General features: G+C 34.8%; 22 protein-coding genes. 14 read left to right on the top strand and 8 right to left on the bottom strand.

Annotation, left to right across the window (positions count from 1 at the left end; translation table 11 throughout):
- Positions 1-59: 59 nt before the first annotated feature.
- From JS605_RS16205 to JS605_RS16185, 5 genes are all read left to right on the top strand, one after another.
- Entirely contained in the window at positions 60-1,424 is a 1,365-nt protein-coding gene (locus tag JS605_RS16205) for a hypothetical protein (RefSeq protein ID WP_203258777.1), read from the top strand.
- Positions 1,425-1,670: 246 nt separating this feature from the next.
- Positions 1,671-2,180 carry a hypothetical protein gene (locus tag JS605_RS16200; protein WP_203258776.1) on the top strand — a complete coding sequence of 170 codons (510 nt, stop codon included), beginning with the start codon at positions 1,671-1,673 and terminating at the stop codon, positions 2,178-2,180.
- A 20-nt stretch (positions 2,181-2,200) separates the two neighbouring features.
- Complete coding sequence (locus JS605_RS16195; protein ID WP_203258775.1) at positions 2,201-2,854, top strand: hypothetical protein; 654 nt, start codon at positions 2,201-2,203, stop codon at positions 2,852-2,854.
- The gene (locus JS605_RS16190) at positions 2,824-3,585 is read left to right on the top strand and encodes a sensor histidine kinase (protein WP_203258774.1); all 762 of its coding nucleotides are present in this window, start codon (positions 2,824-2,826) and stop codon (positions 3,583-3,585) included. Before JS605_RS16195 ends, JS605_RS16190 begins: the two co-directional genes overlap by 31 nt.
- Entirely contained in the window at positions 3,572-4,213 is a 642-nt protein-coding gene (locus JS605_RS16185; protein WP_203258773.1) for a response regulator transcription factor, read from the top strand. The genes JS605_RS16190 and JS605_RS16185 overlap by 14 nt, the downstream gene beginning before the upstream one ends.
- Positions 4,214-4,228: 15 nt before the next feature.
- On the opposite strand, the gene JS605_RS16180 is transcribed toward JS605_RS16185, so the two are convergent.
- From JS605_RS16180 to JS605_RS16145, 8 genes are all read right to left on the bottom strand, one after another.
- Entirely contained in the window at positions 4,229-5,227 is a 999-nt protein-coding gene (locus JS605_RS16180; protein ID WP_203258772.1) for a transglutaminase domain-containing protein, read from the bottom strand.
- Positions 5,228-5,259: 32 nt separating this feature from the next.
- Entirely contained in the window at positions 5,260-5,904 is a 645-nt protein-coding gene (locus JS605_RS16175; protein ID WP_203258771.1) for a carboxypeptidase-like regulatory domain-containing protein, read from the bottom strand.
- A 143-nt stretch (positions 5,905-6,047) separates the two neighbouring features.
- A complete protein-coding gene (dsrP, locus tag JS605_RS16170; RefSeq protein ID WP_203258770.1) occupies positions 6,048-7,271 on the bottom strand; it encodes a sulfate reduction electron transfer complex DsrMKJOP subunit DsrP in 1,224 nt (407 codons plus the stop codon).
- 279 nt (positions 7,272-7,550) lie between these two features.
- Positions 7,551-8,672 carry a 4Fe-4S dicluster domain-containing protein gene (locus tag JS605_RS16165; RefSeq protein ID WP_203258769.1) on the bottom strand — a complete coding sequence of 374 codons (1,122 nt, stop codon included), beginning with the start codon at positions 8,670-8,672 and terminating at the stop codon, positions 7,551-7,553.
- A gap of 10 nt (positions 8,673-8,682) precedes the next feature.
- A complete protein-coding gene (locus JS605_RS16160) occupies positions 8,683-9,315 on the bottom strand; it encodes a multiheme c-type cytochrome (protein ID WP_203258768.1) in 633 nt (210 codons plus the stop codon).
- Positions 9,308-10,003 (bottom strand): nitrate reductase cytochrome c-type subunit, encoded by a 696-nt coding sequence (locus tag JS605_RS16155; RefSeq protein ID WP_203258767.1) that lies wholly within the window; start codon positions 10,001-10,003, stop codon positions 9,308-9,310. Before JS605_RS16155 ends, JS605_RS16160 begins: the two co-directional genes overlap by 8 nt.
- Before the next feature lie 3 nt (positions 10,004-10,006).
- Entirely contained in the window at positions 10,007-12,334 is a 2,328-nt protein-coding gene (locus JS605_RS16150; RefSeq protein ID WP_203258766.1) for a molybdopterin-dependent oxidoreductase, read from the bottom strand.
- A 7-nt stretch (positions 12,335-12,341) separates the two neighbouring features.
- A complete protein-coding gene (locus JS605_RS16145; protein WP_203258765.1) occupies positions 12,342-12,578 on the bottom strand; it encodes a hypothetical protein in 237 nt (78 codons plus the stop codon).
- Positions 12,579-12,703: 125 nt separating this feature from the next.
- Between JS605_RS16145 and JS605_RS16140 the strand changes: the two genes are divergently transcribed.
- From JS605_RS16140 to moaA, 9 genes are all read left to right on the top strand, one after another.
- Complete coding sequence (locus JS605_RS16140) at positions 12,704-13,882, top strand: molybdopterin molybdotransferase MoeA (protein WP_203258764.1); 1,179 nt, start codon at positions 12,704-12,706, stop codon at positions 13,880-13,882.
- 4 nt (positions 13,883-13,886) lie between these two features.
- Complete coding sequence (locus JS605_RS16135; RefSeq protein ID WP_203258763.1) at positions 13,887-14,225, top strand: winged helix-turn-helix domain-containing protein; 339 nt, start codon at positions 13,887-13,889, stop codon at positions 14,223-14,225.
- Positions 14,226-14,338: 113 nt separating this feature from the next.
- Positions 14,339-15,079, top strand: coding sequence for a sulfite exporter TauE/SafE family protein (locus tag JS605_RS16130; protein WP_203258762.1), 741 nt, complete (start codon positions 14,339-14,341; stop codon positions 15,077-15,079).
- 1 nt (position 15,080) lies between these two features.
- Positions 15,081-15,665 carry a molybdenum cofactor guanylyltransferase gene (mobA, locus tag JS605_RS16125; RefSeq protein ID WP_203258761.1) on the top strand — a complete coding sequence of 195 codons (585 nt, stop codon included), beginning with the start codon at positions 15,081-15,083 and terminating at the stop codon, positions 15,663-15,665.
- Positions 15,649-15,882, top strand: coding sequence for a MoaD/ThiS family protein (locus JS605_RS16120; RefSeq protein ID WP_203258760.1), 234 nt, complete (start codon positions 15,649-15,651; stop codon positions 15,880-15,882). Before mobA ends, JS605_RS16120 begins: the two co-directional genes overlap by 17 nt.
- Before the next feature lie 15 nt (positions 15,883-15,897).
- Positions 15,898-16,341, top strand: coding sequence for a molybdenum cofactor biosynthesis protein MoaE (locus JS605_RS16115; RefSeq protein WP_203258759.1), 444 nt, complete (start codon positions 15,898-15,900; stop codon positions 16,339-16,341).
- 54 nt (positions 16,342-16,395) lie between these two features.
- Positions 16,396-16,743 (top strand): four helix bundle protein, encoded by a 348-nt coding sequence (locus tag JS605_RS16110; RefSeq protein WP_203258758.1) that lies wholly within the window; start codon positions 16,396-16,398, stop codon positions 16,741-16,743.
- 13 nt (positions 16,744-16,756) lie between these two features.
- A complete protein-coding gene (gene moaCB / locus JS605_RS16105; protein WP_317194162.1) occupies positions 16,757-17,689 on the top strand; it encodes a bifunctional molybdenum cofactor biosynthesis protein MoaC/MoaB in 933 nt (310 codons plus the stop codon).
- A 77-nt stretch (positions 17,690-17,766) separates the two neighbouring features.
- Entirely contained in the window at positions 17,767-18,774 is a 1,008-nt protein-coding gene (gene moaA, locus JS605_RS16100; protein ID WP_203258756.1) for a GTP 3',8-cyclase MoaA, read from the top strand.
- The last annotated feature ends 7 nt before the right edge of the window (positions 18,775-18,781 follow it).

The following is an 18,781-nucleotide window of genomic DNA, read 5'->3' as shown; positions in this document are numbered from 1 at the left end:
TAAAAGCTATGAGGGTTAGTCAAAGTTCAATACGCATAATTTTTGTTTTCATATTATGTATGTTCAATCTATTATCTGCACAACCAGAATTTGGTTCTAGAGAAGAAATAGAAGGAATAGTTATTTTTCATGACAAGGCTAACCCTCTTTTATTCTATTATGAGCCAGGAGACCTTACTTTAGATAAAACAGCTAACGGTGCGCCAGATTTTAGATTTCTAGATATGCGTTACACAGGTACAAAATGCTATGAAGACATTGGAGAAAAAAGATTTAAGAGCCTATTGCAATTTGGTGTTATAATGAGAAAGATAGAACCAGAAACCCTTAAGCTCATAAAAAAACATTTGAAAAAATATGGTAGTATAAAAATAAAACCCCTGCCTATATCACATATTAATACAAGGCTCATACTGCCAGTAGAAAATAACAAATATGAAACTATTGATCATGATGGAGCACTAGAAGCTGCTGATAAATCAGGATTTTCAAGCTCAAAATCATTTTGGACCAAACGTACTTACACCGTATCCTTAACCAAACATGAATCCCAATTGTTAAACAAGCAATTAAAAAACAAGTTAATTGGCCTAAGTTTAAACTACTCATACCATTCTAACGTCTGGTTTCCAAACGAGGAATCAATATCTGGCTCAAGAGATGTAAAAGCACATTTTGAAAAAGACAGCGTTCTGGATAAAACAGACAACATCAAGAACAAAATCGTAAAAAGCAATACGTTAAGCATAGAAATTGATACAGATAAATATACAGAAGCAATTAAGCAAATAGATTTAAACGAAGAGATTCCCCCAACCTATGCCGCTGTGGAAGTAAAATGTTATGATTTTACTGAAAACTTAAGACCAGAGCTTTACATGAAGATTATTGAAGTTGAAGCTGTAAGTGTTAACAATAGCAAACCAATTACATATGAGGTAAAATTTTTAAAAAAACACCCTAGTCTTTATACACAACATATCAATTTTCCTTATGCTGTAAATATGAACCTACCCATGCGATACAGAGTCACTGAAATTGATACTAACGGAGAACGAAAAATAATGGATTGGGTAGAAAAACCCGAATGTTCTTCAATTATTGATGTGACCTCAACACATACAGAGCAAAAAATTGTAACTAATGTATTAGACGTAGAAATAGACAAAGCCTATTTCGAAGATGAAGCTATAGGTACAATAGAATTTCAATTAATTTATCAGTATAACAATCAAATAACAACACAAACTTTAGTGTTTCAAAGTGAGGATGAAATGCCCATAAAATCTATTCATTACAAACTAGACAAAGAATCAGAAATATTCTACACTATAAAAAGAAAAACAAAAAACGACGAAAAGCTTATTTCAGAAAAAAAAGTACTGTTGGATAATTATTTATTTATAAACTACGAGACACCATAACCGCTTAATCCATTATCTTTAGACAAAAATATTAAGGGTGTTTTTCCCCTTTTTTGGTCTAAAATCTATTACTTAAACACAATATACATATATTCAAAAATCTAAAAATCAACAAGTTAACACTAACAAAAAGTTCTAATCAAAATCAACAGCATTATAAATTCAAAATATTAATCCGTATTTTTGATTGTAAACATAAAAAACAACAAAATCATGAAACCAAGCATTTTAGTCAAACCCGCACTAATGATTCTAGTGTTATTATTAAGCCTTACATCTTGTAAGGATAATAACAACACTCCAAATGATAGAGATACCCCTGAAGAAGAAAAACCGAAACCTACAAAACCCCCAAAACAAACCATTGATTATAAATATGCCAAAACCTTGGAAGAGGAGTTTGTAAATACAAGGTATAAAGCAATCAATAAAGTATTAAATATTGATGATACACGAGAATTCTGGTTTGATTTAGAAGAACTTAAAAAATATATTGCTTATGTAGAATACGAGGCAGACAGGTTAGGGTATGAAAATTTAGGTATTAGAATTTATAACGGTGCCTATCCTAATGACAAAAAATTTCCAGATCCTGGATTCTCTACAGTTTTTTTAGTCCCTACAGGTGATATAAAGCCAAAAAGTAAAGGGAGTATTTTAACTTTTAGCATGCCTTTAAGTCCTGAAAGTAATAACATTACTGATATTCAATCCTATAATTATGGGCAAGCGGGGCGCCCACCTAAAAAAATGTAATAAATTTTAAACTCGAATAAATGAATATTGACTATACAACGATTTTAAGTTATTCTATTAATTTATTCGAGTTTTTAGCTGTTTGCAGTGCTGCCATAAATTACAAGAAATACAGGTATTCCTCCGAAGGCTATTTTTTACATTTTTTAATACTAACATTTATAATTGATACTATTTTAGGAAAATTAGTAGGCAAGTATACAATCATCAATAATATCTGGCTTTATTATGCTTATACTGGTTTAAGCTTTTTATTCTATTTTTGGTGGTATCATACCATATTAAAAAATAAGCTTCAAAAAAAAGTAATCATTATACTTAGTATTCTTTTTGTTCTTATGTATTTTATTTGTGGTGCCCAGGTTGATTACCATAAGTATGTGTTTGTTTTTGGTGCTGTTTTTTTACTTGTGCTAACGGGTTTCCATTTACATGATTTAATTAATGCTGATGATTACGCCTTAAAAATTAAGTATAAACTCAGTTTTTGGATAACTATAGCTTTGGTACTCTTTAATGTTGGTATGATACCTTTTATTTTATTATCAAAATATTTTAATGTTTGGATTTTTAATTCAGCGTTTACTATCATTTTATTCTTTCTTAATTTGGTTTATTATGGTTGTTTTATTATTGGATTTACATGGACGAAAACGAAATACAATCAGTACTAATTATATCTTCGGTTGTACTGTTTTCCGTAGTATCAACCATGATTTCACTTTTCCTACTTTTTAGAAGAAGGAAAAACGAACTATTGTTAGAAAAACAACACGCCAAACAACGTTTTGAACAGGAAATATCAAAGGCCCAGATAGAAATTAGAGAAGAAACCTTTAGGAACATAAGCTGGGAATTACACGATAATATTGGGCAATTACTTACCTTGGCAAAAATACAATTACAAACTAATACTGATATTAATGAGATAAAAGCAACTATAAATAAAAGCATCAAAGAAGTTAGGGTATTATCTAAATTGATAAACCCAGACGCTTTAAAAAAAATGACTCTTGAGCAAGCCATAAATGATGAAATAGATCGTTTTAACAGACTTAAGTTTATAAAATCAAGTATTAGCGTTGTTGGAAATAAAAAAAACTTAAATCATAAAGCTGAAATTGTGTTTTTTAGAATTTTGCAAGAGTTCTTTTCAAACACTATAAAACATGCCCGGGCTACCCATTTAAACATAACCTTAAATTATACGCCAAAGGAGCTGATAATAACCGCTAAAGACAACGGTATAGGTTTCCGTTTACAAGATCAGGAAAGTTCTGGCATTGGTATAAGCAACATAAAAAATAGAGCTAAATTGGTAAATGCTAGTGCTACTATAGAAACTCAACCCGAACAGGGTACAAAACTAACTATTTCATACCCATATAGCGATGAAAACACATAAATTGGTAGTGGTTGAAGACCATACTTTATTATCTCAGGCCATAGCTAGTTTGGTAAATTCTTTTGAAGGGTTTCAGGTATTATATACATGTAAAAATGGCAAGGAATTATTAACCAAACTAAAAACACCAACTAATATTCCCGATATCATTCTTATGGATGTTAATATGCCAATTTTAAATGGTATTGAGACTACAGAGGTCGTTAAGAATGAATATCCCCAAATTAAAGTACTCGCACTCTCAGTTGAAGAGAATGACGATACCATTATTAAAATGCTAAAAGCAGGAGCAAAAGGTTATTTACTAAAAGATGTAGAAAAGGATATTTTAGAAATAGCATTAATAGAAACTATTGAAAAAGGGTATTATCATACCAAAGACGTATCAGATGTCTTAGTAAAATCATTAACAGATGATGGTTCAGACAAAATACAGTTGAAGGAAAGGGAACTAGAATTTATAAAACTTGTATGTTCTGAATTAACCTATAGAGAAATAGCTGATAAAATGTTTTTGAGTCCTAAAACAATAGACGGCTATCGAGACAACCTATTTCAAAAATTAAATGCAAAAAACAGAATAGGCTTAGTATTATATGCCATTAAAAATGGTATCTATAAAATATAAAAAAGCCTCCTCAAATTACTTAGTTTTTGAATTAAAAACCTTTACAGTGTAAGATGTAATAATAGTATTACCAACCTTGGCATGTACGTCGTATACTCCAGTTTTATCAAAAATACATTGTAACTCCAATATACCATTACTATGAGACCTTTTGTTAATTTTTAATGCTCTAACATTACTATCTGTTACCAATTTAATATCCTCTAAGTAGGATGAGTTTAACACATCAAATTGAAAAATAATTACTTCTCCTGTATTAATTCGTGTTACTAACGCTTTAGGGGTTTTGGGAATAACCTCATATTTATAGGTACTTCCATAAATTATTGGTGCATTCACAAAATCATTCAAAGATGGCTGGCTACCATCTAACAACAACCAATTATTATTAATGGGATAATGATTTTTAACAAAAAGCCTAGGATCTGCCAAAAAGAAACCATCATTATAATCTTTAACAAAGGTATATTCATCTAGGTTGTAGTAGCCACTAGCTTGGGTAGTATCAGCAAAATACCATTTACCGTTAAGCTTTACCACATTCCATGAATGATTTGGGAAATCTACACTACCCACATTGTTTTCTGTGTTACGCCCATAGCCATCTATTGTTTCACATTCAATACCAACTAAATTTGCAAGAGCTTTAAGTATGTAGGCATAACCAGAACAAATGGTTTTTTTATTACGTAAGAGACGTTTAAATACTTTAGACTGTACCTTCCGATTCCATTTAGAAAACCCTTCTTGGTCATGTATCAGTTTCCTTCTTTTTTTTAGTGTAGCTACACTAAAATAATGATCGCTTTCAATGTTTAAACACACCCAAGTATGAATAGCCCTAAACTGTTCTACTTGGGTGTTTAAATTATGAGTTAATTGGTGTACTAACAGAGGCAGATTTTGTAAGGATGTATTAGTATGGAGTCTTGCTATACTGTCGGCCCTGTTAAAATCAATATGTTCAAAATCAGATTTCTGGGCATAATTTTCATAGCAGCACAGTACAAGCACAAAAAACAAATAACATCGCATAAAGAGGAATATTATCTACCTTTAGAACTATACACTTTAGAAGTTTGTACTTCGCCTAATAGATCAATATCAGCGGCAGTTAACTTTATTTTTAAAAACTTTTGATCTTGTTTTATAACAACTTCCTGTGGTTCGTAGCCAATATAACTTACAATGAGTATATCACCCTGCTGTAATGGTTTTGGAAATTTAAATTTACCATCAAAATCTGCAGTACCACCTATTTTAGAACCCTTAAGTAAAATATTCGCTCCTGCTAAAGGTCCAGATTCATCTTCTACAATACCTGTTAACAAAGCATTATCTACAATCACTTTAGTTTCTGTTTTAATCTTCCCAATTTTCTCTTGAGCCTGAATAGTCTGTAAAGAAAATAAAGATAGTATAGCTATTGCAGCAACATTCCAGAATTTGAATGTCCTTGTTTTTAATGTTGAGTGTACCATAGGTCTGTTTATTTGAGATGATTTAAAATATCCACAGATGCCATTCTGTCTATTATTAAGATAATCGATAATTTGAGCATCAGACATTTGTCTAAAGTCAATAACTTCCTTTTTACAAGAATTACAGAAACCTCCAGTAGCTGTTTTTTTAAACTGACTAAATTGTTCTGAGCACGGCGTACTAATCGAGATACTAAAATTTTTATCCATAATATTAAATTTTTGTTATCTCGAATCTAAAAATAAGAAATATTGTAAACTATTTAGATTGATGGAACACAATAGACGGATGAGTAAAGTAGTAGATTCCCTTAGTATACCAAGATTTAATTATCAAAAAAAACAATAAAAACTTACTTAGCCTCCTTAAACCTCAACTCCCCCAACTCAATACCAATGGCAGTCTTCGCTAAAATGGTAAATATTAAGGCTCCCATAGCCCAAATACCTAGAGTAACACCAACCTCAATACCTGTGGGTAGGTACTCTATAATTTTACCATAAGGTCCTGGAATAAACCCAGGCACAATAAGCCCAAACCCTTTTTCTATCCAAATAGCAACAAAAAGTAAAGCACAACAGAAATACAGTATTTTTAGATTTTTACGCAGCTTACCAATGGTCAAAATAGCTGTAGCCACAACATTCATACTTATAGCTGTCCAAATCCAAGGCAATAATGCTGTTTTGCCATCCAATCCAAAAAACAAGTAGTAGGCACTTTCGCTATGGTGTGTGGGCGCATAAAACTCTTTAAACAACTCAGAGACCAGCATAATAATATTAATTTGTGCCGCCACCGTAACAATCATGGCTATTTTCCTAATAGTCTTATCCTCTATTTTAAAAGCCGTAAAGCTTCTAATAACTGCCAGTACCAAAATAATAAGTGCAGGACCCGCAGCAAAAGCCGATGCTAAAAACCGAGGCCCTAAAAGCGCATTATTCCAAAACGGACGCGCCTGCAACCCTTGATACAAAAATGCCGTAACCAAATGTATAGCCACCGCCCATAACACCGATAAAATAGCCCCAGGAATATACACCTTTGGGTTGGGTACCTTCCCTTGGTAGCGTCTAAACAATATATAAAACGGAATACTTAAATTTAAAAACAAATACCCGTTTAGCACAATAACATCCCAAGTGAGCATAGAATTCGGGAAATTAAACACCCCAATCCCCGGTATCATGTGCCACAATACAGATGGTCCACCCATATCGGCAATCACAAAAGCCAAACACATAATTAGGGCAGCCACAGCAAGCCCCTCGCCCATTAAAACAGAACGTTTAAAATCTATATCCTTAAGCACATACGTAGGCATTACCAGCATTACAGCCGCCGCAGCAACACCCACCAAAAACGTAAAGTTAGAAATATACAGCCCCCAACTCACACGGTCGGTCATTCCCGTAACACTCAGCCCTTCCTTTAACTGAATAGAATAACAATACATGCCAACCAACATCACAAAGGTTAAAAACCCCATCCAAACATGATACTTTTTAGAGCCCTTTGTAATGGTATCCAAACTATCAATCACTAAATTCTTAAAAACTTTTAATCGTCTCATCTGTATGTCAATTAAAACACTTCAACTTTATTCTATTTGGGCGTTACCCTAAAGGGTCGGGCTTTCCGTTACAAGTCCTCGCACCTCCTGCGTCGGGCTGTGGGCTTTCCTCTGCAATCCCTAACGCGGGGCGTGTTTGCAAATTCTACTACCTGCCCTAAGCATAACTTATACTTGCAATCGCCATTTCTTCTTTGTGTAATCGTTTATGCGTTTATATGTTTAATCGTTCGTTTCAATGCAACAGGTTAAACAATTCAACAAATAAACACTCAACATCTAGTCCATAAAATACCAGAACTTAGGTTCTGTACCCAAATCCTCTTTCAATCTAAACACCTTCTTATTTTCCAACACCCATCTAATCGTACTCTTAGGGTCTAATAAATTCCCAAAAATACGTGCACCAGTAGGGCAAGCTTCAACACAAGCAGGATTTTGTCCTTTTCTAGAGCGTTGCACACAAAACGTACATTTTTCCATCACGCCTTTCTTGCGCATTCTATTTCCTAAATAATGCTGATTCTTATTAATTTCATTCTCAGGAACTTCAGGCTTACTCCAATTAAAACGTCGGCCATCATAAGGACAAGCAGCCATACAATAACGGCAACCCACACACCAATCGTAATCAATAACCACTAAACCATCATCTTCTCTCCAAGTAGCCTGTACAGGGCACACCTCCACACATGGCGGATTATCACAATGAAAACACTGAGTTCCCATGTAAAAATGCCCCTCCGCAGGCACTTCGTGGTAATAATTATCATCAGCTTCGTTAAAATTAAAGCCTTTGCCATCTTTCATTTCATGTATGCGGATGTATTGCATTTGCGAATTTCTATCCTGATTATTTTCTTCAATACAAGCGTTTACACAATCCATATACCCTTGGCACTTCGAAATGTTAAAAGCATATCCAAACAACACATCGTCCTGTGCATTTTCATGCGTCATGCTAATATTTTTACCCGTTCGCAGTTCATAAGAGCGCATCAATCTATTTACCGTGGCTTCCTTTTCTTCATCTGTCATCAATTTGTAATTGCCCTTAAATTGCTCTTCCCAATCTATTTGTGCTTTTTCTTTGGTTTCATCACCGCTTATCACACTGCATGATGTACTTACAGCACCAGCACCAATCAATAAACTTGCTGTTAATTTTTTAAACGCGGTACGTCTATCCATTTTAACATCAAACACCTGCTCAAAACCATCTTTCTTTACTTCATCACCTATCGATGCATTTACCGCTGCTTCAAAAAAAGCGTCATCGGTCATCTTTGGTTCATGACTACCACATCCGCCTTCGGTTTTACCGCAGCTACAAGAATTAGAGCCAGATTTTTTTCTGTTCAACCCTAAATCTAAAGAATACCATTTTTTATTCTCACTCATACCTTAATATTTAATGACCAGATTCTGCTGTAGGCGCTTCAACCTGCTCTGTATTATAGCGTGATGGCCACCTCGATTTAAAACTTGGATCGTGCGGATTATGACAATTCACACATGTATATGATGCTCTAGGTGGTGCCCAACCTGCTACTTTTTTACCATGCGCACCACCTTTCCAATCTTCAAATTGCGAAGAATGACACTGTGCACACAGCTTATAACTTTTATTAAAATCAACCTTATTTCCTGTTAACGTATTTAAAGCATTCATATCCTCTCCGTTATGGCAGGTAGCACAATTCATGGTGTTTTCATCAGCATGCGCCAAAGCAATATCCCAATGTGCTTTCTTAATAGCTTTACTTTGTAATTTGTCCAATCCAACATTATGACATTCAATACAAGCGAATGATTTTATTTGACTCTTACGTTCAGGAATCAAAAAGGTATGGCCGCCTTCAGTAATTTCAACAGTTTTAATACCATCAATCAATGCTTCAGAAGATAAAGTCCCATGATAGCTTTTACTTTCGGCTTTAATTTTATCATTCAAATTATGATATTCACCTTCGTTATGCTTACAAGAAAAAAGCACAACCAAAAACACACATGCTAAACTATATTTGTAGAGTTTTCTATTCATTGCTATCTATTTTAGTTCTTGAAAAAGGTGTTATTTCTGAAACAACTTTATCCGTTGGCACATGGCATTGTCTGCAATTAACACGCTCTGGATGTGTTACTCTTATCTCTTTAGGAGCCGCTGGTCCTGCATGACACGATAAACAATTCTCCCGCATTTGTATTTGGTGTGGTATCATGGGCGGTGTACCAATTAAAGCATTATTTATACCCACTTTTGGTGCATATACCTGCGCCAAATTATTAGCTTTAAATAGCGTATTACTATTTTGTGCTACATGACATTGCCTACAATTAATCATTTCTGGATGTGGCGTCACAGGTGCATACGCCTTATATTTATTTACAAATCCACCGTTTTGATGGCATTTTAAACATGTATTATCGCCTAAATTCATTTCTTCAACAGGATGCGGAATACTTGGTGGTGCACCATGGTAGGCTCTGTTTTTATAATAATCTTTCAGTAATCGTTGATGGTTTTCATCAACAGGCATATTAGCATATTCTGTAGCATATTCAGAACGCTCAAAAACTCCAGCTTCTGACGGTAAATAATAATCAGAACTACGCTCTTCTACTGGAATATAGGCTTCTTCCAAACCTTGTTGATAACTAAAATTCCAAATGGTAATAAAAGCTATAAAGAGCAGTACAAAAAGTGAAATAATTCCGAGTCGCTTTTTCATATATTATGCTTTTTCAACTTTAACCGCACACTTCTTAAAATCTGGTTCTTTGGAAATAGGACAAAAGGCATCCAATGTCACATCATTAATCATCATGTTTTCATCAAAAAACGGCACAAACACCTGTCCGCGTGTTGGTAATCCACGCTTATTAATGGACGCTGGCAGTACACAACTACCACGTCTAGAACTCACTTTTATACGTTCTCCATCACGTATACCCAGAGCTTTGGCATCCTCTGGATGAAATTCTACATAAGCCTCTGGCATGGCTTTATGCAATACAGGTATTCTTCTGGTCATAGAGCCTGTATGCCAATGCTCTATAACACGCCCAGTATTTAACCAAAACGGGTATTCGTTATCTGGCGATTCTGCTGCAGGCTCATAAGGACGCTGCCAAATCACAGCCTTTCCATCTGGTTTGCCATAGAAATCAAAATCTGAACCTTCTTTACAAGCGGGGTCGTATTTCGCATTAAAACGCCATTGGGTAGATTTACCATTTACATAAGGCCAGATTACACCCGATTCTTTCTTTAAAACCTCTAACGGTGCCATACCGTGTTTTGCGCCTTCATGAAACTGACGGTACTCGTTATAAATTTCTTCAACGTGATTTTCCTTGCTATAAGGAAACAAATCGCCGTAGCCCATACGTTTAGCCACCTCAATAGTCATCCACGCATCTGGAGTGGTTTCTCCAGGGCCTTCTACCATTTTATTCCAGTGCTGAGTCCGTCGTTCTGAGTTTCCGTATAAACCACTTTTTTCAATATGCCATGATGCAGGTAAAATCACATCAGCTACATCAGATGTTGGCGTTGGAAACACATCAGAAACTACCACAAAACAAGACTCTTTTTCCATTGCTGGACGGTAACGACTTGTTTTTGGTAAAGACACCAATGGGTTTGTAACTTGAGTCCATATAAATTTAATATCACCACGATCAACCGCCCTAAACATTTCTGTAGTATGGTATGTTGGTTTCGATGGAATGCGCTCGTAAGGCACTTTCCAAATTTTAGCAGCCAAACGTCGGTGCTTTTCATTCATTACTACACCTTTCGGCAATTTGTGTGTAAATGTTCCCACTTCTCTTGCTGTTCCACATGCCGAAGGTTGCCCTGTCAACGAAAATGGACCATTACCTGGTTGTGAAATTTTACCCGTCAATAAATGAATATTGTACACCAAATTATTCATCCAGGTACCGCGTGTATGCTGATTCATACCCATACACCAATACGATACTACCTTTTTATTAGGGTCGCCATAAATAGAAGCCAAATACTTGATATCCTTAGCTGATACTTTAGAATACTTGGCAACTTTCTCAGGAGTGTAATCGTTTAAAAATGTTTTATAGGCTTCAAAATCTATTTTTGTTGGTTTATCTTTAAAACTGAACTTGTCTTCAGTCCCATAACCCATATTAGTTAAGCCTTTACTGAAATTACAGTGCTTTTCAACAAAAGATTTGTTAACCCATCCGTTATTTATAATTTCATAACAAATGGCATTAGCAACCGCTAAATCGGTTTGGGGTTCAAAAAGAATAGATTTATCTGATGCAGTACTTGAGCGAGTTGTACGGGTAGCAAAATCAATAATTTTAGCACCACGCCTTGTCTTTTGCTCTAACATTCTGGAGAATAATACGGGGTGCATTTCTGCCATATTATTGCCCCATGTTATGAAGTAGTCGGCATGGTCTATATCCTCATAACAACCCATAGGCTCATCCGCACCAAACGTGGTTAAAAACCCTGCTACGGCACTTGCCATACACAAACGGGCATTACAATCTAAATTATTAGTACCAATAGCACCTTTCATTAATTTTGAAGCCACATATCCTTCGGGAATTGTAGACTGCCCAGAAGTATACATTGCCACAGCATCTTTACCATGTGCTTCAATGGTAGATTTCATTTTACTGGCTACAAGATCTAAAGCTTCATTTAATGGTGTTTTTACGTAACGACCATTCTTTTTAACCAATGCGTGTGTCAATCTATCTTTGGATTGAATACACATAGTTTGATGATAGCCTTTTACACAAAGTAAGCCTTTATTAACTGAACTGTTAGGGTCGCCTTTTACGGCTACCGCTTTTCCATTTTGTGTTCCTACAAGAATACCACAACCTACACCACAAAAACGACAGGGCCCTTTTTTCCAATCTAAATTGGCACCATCTGGAATACCCGCTTCTTGCTCTTCGGCAAATAATATACCTGGAAACATAGCAGCCGCAGCCGTCATCGCAGAGAGTTGCGCCATCTTTTTAATAAAATTTCTTCTAGTGGATATTGAATTGTACATACCTATGTTAATTTTTTGGAGTATTAAAACCAGAAACCAGTGCTAAAAGTTTTAGGCTTTCTATTTGTTCTATCTTTTCTTTGAGAGCTGCATCAGAAGCGTCGTCTGATGTTTCCGTTACCACAACCACAACGTCTTGATTTGTAGCGGGTACTATTTCACATTCATTAAAAAGAGATAAGGCGTCAATTAGTGCTTGCTTCTCCCCAGTTTTTGGATGTGCCAAATAACTTTTTATCGGCATTTAGTTGTTGGTTTTTTATTTCGGACATAAAAGTCCTGTATTTTAGCAGGAAATAATATGACAAATATCATATTATGATGAAATTTCAATTCGTTATATTTGCTGATACATAACGAAAAACGTAAATGATTACAATTTCAGAAGCCATTTCAATTGTAAAAAATAATGGTAAAACCTTACAACAAGCTACCTTAAAAAAGGTTGAAAAAGCTGGAGGCTATCAGTTGTTTGAAGATATTTTATCCCCTATCAATATGCCGCCTTTTAGGCAATCTGCTATGGATGGCTATGCGCTACACCTTAATAAAAGCCTAACATACACCTTAATTGATGAGATAAAAGCAGGCGATGGTCACCAACCTGAACTAAAACCAGGCGAAGCTGTTAGAATTTTTACAGGTGCTCCTGTGCCTGATACCGCTAATGCTGTAATGATGCAAGAAAAAGTTGCCGTTAATGGCGATGTGATTACTATAACAAATCACATTGAACCACAACTAAATATCCGTCCTTTGGGCGAACAGGTAAAAACTGGAGATATTGCCTTAAAAAAAGGTACAAAATTAACGCCTGCAGCAATTGGGTATTTATTATCTCTTGGTATTACTGAGGTTTCAGTATTTAAAAAACCAAATATCGCGATTGTTACTACTGGCAACGAGTTAATAGAAGCTGGACAAGAGTTACCCTATGGAAAAATATACGAGAGCAACTCTAAAATGTTGCTGAGTGCGCTTTATAATTTGAAGTTTTACGACATCACACTTTATAAGGTTGAAGATAACTACGACAAGACACGCGATACACTTTCTAAAGCAATAGGTACTAATGATTTGGTAATCATCACAGGTGGCATATCGGTTGGCGATTACGATTTTGTGGGTAAGGCTTTAACAGCGTTAGGTGTACAACAACAGTTCTATAAAGTAAAACAAAAACCTGGGAAGCCTTTATTTTATGGTAAAAAGCAGGACACTCAAATTTTTGCGTTACCTGGAAATCCTGCTGCGGCATTGTCCTGTTTTTATGTATATGTGTATATCGCGTTGCAGGGTATGATGAATAGAAAAAATTTAGAATTACCCAGAATTACAGCTAAAACCATAAATAGCTTTGTAAAAAAAGGCGATAGACCGCAATTTTTAAAAGGGATTTATACTGATGGAGAGGTTGAAATTTTAGATGGTCAGAATTCATCAATGCTACAAACTTTTGCTTTAGCGAATGCCTTAGTGTTTGCAGCTGAAGATGTAACTAATATTAAAACAGGAGATGAAATTCAAGTGATTTTATTACCAAATTAAAGCTATGGGATACAAAATAAAAAGCCGCATCTGGATTGAATCTGAAGACAATGTACTTCTAGGCGAAGGCAGAGTGCATTTACTAAAAGCGATTCAAAAAACAGGATCTTTATCTAAAGCTGCAAAATCATTAAATATCTCCTATAAAAAGGCATGGCAACTTTTAGACTCGGTCAATAAATCTGCAAAAAAACCTGTAACCATAAATAGTATAGGTGGTAAAGGTGGCGGTGGTGCAGAATTAACTGACTATGGAAAGTCTTTAGTAACAGCTTTTGATGAAATTAATAGGAATTGTTGGGAGTTTTTGGATAAGGAACTGGCTAGAATTGAAAAACTATAATTAAAATATTAAACGCTTGTCATTTCGAACACATTGAGAAATCTCACTAGAATAATGAGATGTCTCAATCGTACCTCATTTCGACATGACAAAGACTGAATAAATTAACATAAGTGCTACAAATAGAAAACATATACCTATTCCTCATCATACTACCTATAGTATCATTTCTGTATGCCAGTGTGGGGCATGGTGGTGCAAGTGGGTATTTGGCATTAATGGCGTTATTTTCTTTTGCACCAGAAACTATGAAACCTACTGCCCTATTGCTTAATATTTTTGTAGCAGGCATTTCGTTTTACTATTACTTTAAGGCGGGACATTTTAATGAAAAACTATTTATGTCTTTTGCTATAGCCTCAATTCCATTTGCGTATTTTGGTGGTACTTTAGAAGTTGATGCTTCAATTTATAAAAAGATTTTAGCAGTATTACTCATCTTCGCTATTCTAAAAATGCTTAATGTATTTGGGAAAGAAAGCGATAGTATTACATCTGTAAAACTGTGGCAAGGGATAATTGTTGGTAGCATAATAGGTTTCTTTTCAGGGCTAATAGGTATTGGTGGTGGTATTATTTTAACACCTATCATATTGTTATTGCATTGGGGTAATATGAAAGAAGCTGCAGCCGTTTCTGCCCTATTTATTTGGGTAAACTCTGCTGCTGGTTTAATAGGGCAACTACAAAGTGGTGTATCGTTACAAAGTGGTTCGTTTTTACTTGTAGCTATTGCTTTAATAGGAGGCGTTTTAGGTGGTTATTATGGTAGTAAAAAGATAAACAATCAGAGGTTAAGATATATTTTAGCTGTTGTACTCATCATCGCTTGCGTAAAATTAATGTTTACTTAAAATGATAGATAAAGCAAACATAACGGGCATTATTTTAGCAGGAGGTAAAAGCTCAAGAATGGGTACTGATAAAGGTTTTCTAAAATTGAATAATAAGCCTTTTATACAATATAGCATTGATGCTTTACAGCCGTTAGTATCTGATATTTTGATTGTTTCAGATGCTGCAGCTTATGATGTATTTGGATTAAAACGTATCCATGATACACTAAAGAACGCGGGACCAATTTCTGGGATTTATTCTGGTTTAAAGGCTTCAAAAACAACATATAATTTGGTTTTGAGTTGCGACATTCCCTTAATAACAACAGTTGTACTACAAAAATTAATTGATGCATTTGATGAAGAATCAGAAATTATTCAAGCAGAAAGCAATGGCAAAACCATGCCTTTAATTGCATTATACAAGAGTAGTATAAAAGACACATTTAAAAGTTTTTTAGAACAAGATGAACGCCGATTACGAATAGCCATAAAAGCGTGTAACTATAAAAATGTTGTGCTGGATGAAGCCTATCACAATGCAACATTAAATGTAAATACAAAAGAAGAATTAAAACATATTGAGGATGTTTATAACCATTAAATATTTCGGACAAATTTCCGAGATTACCAAGAAAGAGATAGAACAATTAGAAGTCTCTGAAGGTCTAGTTTCAGAACTTTTAGATGTTCTAAACACTAAATATTCTAACTTAAAAAACAAAGATTTTCAAATTGCACAAAATCAGGAATTGGTGTCTTTAGATGCAAAATTAACTGGAGCAGAAATTGCCTTATTACCTCCTTTTTCTGGTGGATAAAAAAACATTAAAACAATGACAAATAAAAAATCAAAAAACGTATTTAGAGAAGGTGCTATATCATCTGATTTTATAGGAAACTCTATTTATAAACACCAAACAAAAACCAGCATTGGCGCCCATAATATTTTCTTAGGTCAAGTACGTGCCGATGAGATTGACGGAAAAACAGTTGCAGCAATCGAATACACAGCTTATGAAGATATGGCAAATCAAAAATTTCATGAGATACGAGAAGCAGCTTTTGAAAAATTTGAATTGACATGCATGCACATTTATCACAGTTTAGGAACTGTAAGAGCAGGAGAAATATGTCTATTTGTTTTTGTATCCTCGCCGAGGAGAAAAGTAGTTTTTGAAGCTTTAGAATATATAGTAGAAGCCATTAAAGCTGATGTTCCAGTTTTTGGGAAAGAGATTTTTGAGGATGAGACGCATCAATGGAAAGTCAACAATTGATTATTGACTAATTATTATTGACTATTATCACTCATACTCTATAATTGATTATTAATGAAAGAAGCATTAAAACATAGAACTAAAGTATTTGCTCATAACTGCATTAAGCTAACAAAACTACTACCAAACGAATATTTAGCCAATCATATTAAAGGACAATTAATTAGATGTTCAACATCAGTTGCTGCAAATTATCGTGCAACTTGTATCGCTCAATCAAAAGCCAGTTTTATTGCTAAAATTAGTATTGTAATTGAAGAAGTAGATGAGGCAAACTTTTGGTTGGAATTCGCTCTAGATGAAAACTTAGTTCAAAAACATGAAATAAAATTATTACTAAAAGAATCCAGCGAACTGACAGCGATATTTATGGCCTCCAGAAAGACAGCAAGTAAGAAATAATCAATTTTCAATAATCAATAATCAATCACAAGAAATGGTAGATATCACACATAAAAATACAACACTAAGAATCGCATTAGCACAAGCAATTGTAAAAGTCAGTAAACCTGAAACAATCGAGGCTATTAAAAACGATACTGTTCCAAAGGGAAACGTATTTGCTATGAGCAAAGCGGCTGGACTTTTGGGCGTAAAACGCACACCAGACATTTTGCCCGACTGCCACCCCTTACCTATTGAATTCACAGGTGTAGAATATAAAATTGATGGTTTAGAAATTACGGTACTGTTTACTGTAAAAACTATTTACAAAACTGGTGTTGAAGTTGAAGCAATGCATGGTGCGAGTGTCGTGGCCTTAAATATGTATGATATGCTGAAACCAATAGACAAAGGGATTGAAATTCACGCTATCAAACTCCTGAAAAAGAAAGGTGGTAAATCAGACTTTAAGGACACCTTTAGAAAGGATTTAACAGTAGCTGTGGTAGTATGCAGCGATAGCATTTCTGCTGGGCAAAAAGAAGACAGGGCTGGAAAAGCGATTATTAAAAAATTGGAGAAATGCAATGTAAAAGTAAACGAATATGTAATTATTCCAGACGAAAAAGATAGCATTCAACAAAAGGTAACATCATATCAAGAACAAGGGATAGATATGGTAATTTACACTGGTGGCACAGGGCTTTCTGGGCGGGATGTTACCCCTGAAGCTTTGCTTCCAATTTTGGATAGGCGCATCCCAGGAATTGAAGAGGCTATTAGGAGCTACGGACAAGGTCGTATGCCCTTTGCAATGCTTTCTAGAAGTGTAGCTGGAACTATCGGAAACACTTTAGTTTTAGCGCTTCCAGGTTCTACTAATGGCGCAAAAGAATCTATGGATGCCATTTTCCCAGCGGTGTTACACAGTTTTAGAATTTTAAAAGGTGCGAGACATGATTAAACTGTTTAATCGTGGAATCGTTTATTTAGTAGTCGATTAAACAGTTAAACAATTAAACGGTTACACATAACTAAGATATGAGCGAAAATAAAAACATATTACAAGACACCCACGGTAGAGATCATACCTATTTGCGTATTTCGTTAACAGAACGATGTAATTTACGCTGTACCTATTGCATGCCAGCTAACGGTGTACCTTTATCGCCCAAAAGTCACTTAATGACTTATGAAGAAATATATGATATCGCTAAAACCTTTGTAGATCATGGTGTTACTAAAATTCGCTTAACTGGAGGCGAACCTTTGGTAAGAAAAGATATTCCAGTGATTTTGGAAAAACTGGCTTCACTTCCAGTTGAATTGTCTATCACTTCAAACGCCGTCATTATAGATAAATTTATTGATGTCCTCAAAATGAGCGGTGTTCACAACATCAACGTAAGTTTGGACTCTTTGGATACTTCAAAATTTAAATATATTACACGAAGACACGAGTTTCAAAAGGTGTATGATAATATTCATCTATTGGTCAAAGAAGGTTTTAAAGTAAAAGTGAACGCGGTTTTAATAAAAGGGTTCAATGACAATGAAATCATCGATTTCATCAATTTCACTAAAGATTTACCCGTTTCTATTCGCTTCATTGAATTTATGCCTTTTGACGGCAATAAGTGGGACATGAGTAAAATGGTATCCTACGCTGAAATAATGGAATCTGTAAATACAATATTTGCTGAAGAAGATGTGATACGCTTACAAGACGCACCCAACGATACTTCAAAAAATTATAAAATCAAAGGTTACAAAGGGTCGTTTGCTATTATAAGTTCGGTAACCAACCCATTTTGCGATTCCTGTAACAGATTGCGTTTAACCGCCAACGGGCAATTAAAAAATTGTTTGTTTTCTGCTACAGAATCCGATTTATTAACCACGTTAAGAACTGGAAAATCTATTGAACCTATCATTCAAAAAGCGGTACAAGCCAAATTTAAAGTACGTGGAGGCATGAATACTTTGGAGAAGTTTCAGAAACCCGATTTACATTCAAAAAACAGAAGTATGATTACTATTGGAGGATAATCTACAG

This window comes from Hyunsoonleella ulvae (genome assembly GCF_016827605.1).
GTDB classification, from domain to species: Bacteria; Bacteroidota; Bacteroidia; order Flavobacteriales; family Flavobacteriaceae; genus Jejuia; species Jejuia ulvae.
The sequence above is the reverse complement of the archived record's forward strand: the minus strand, read 5'-3'. Positions and strand labels throughout refer to the sequence as shown.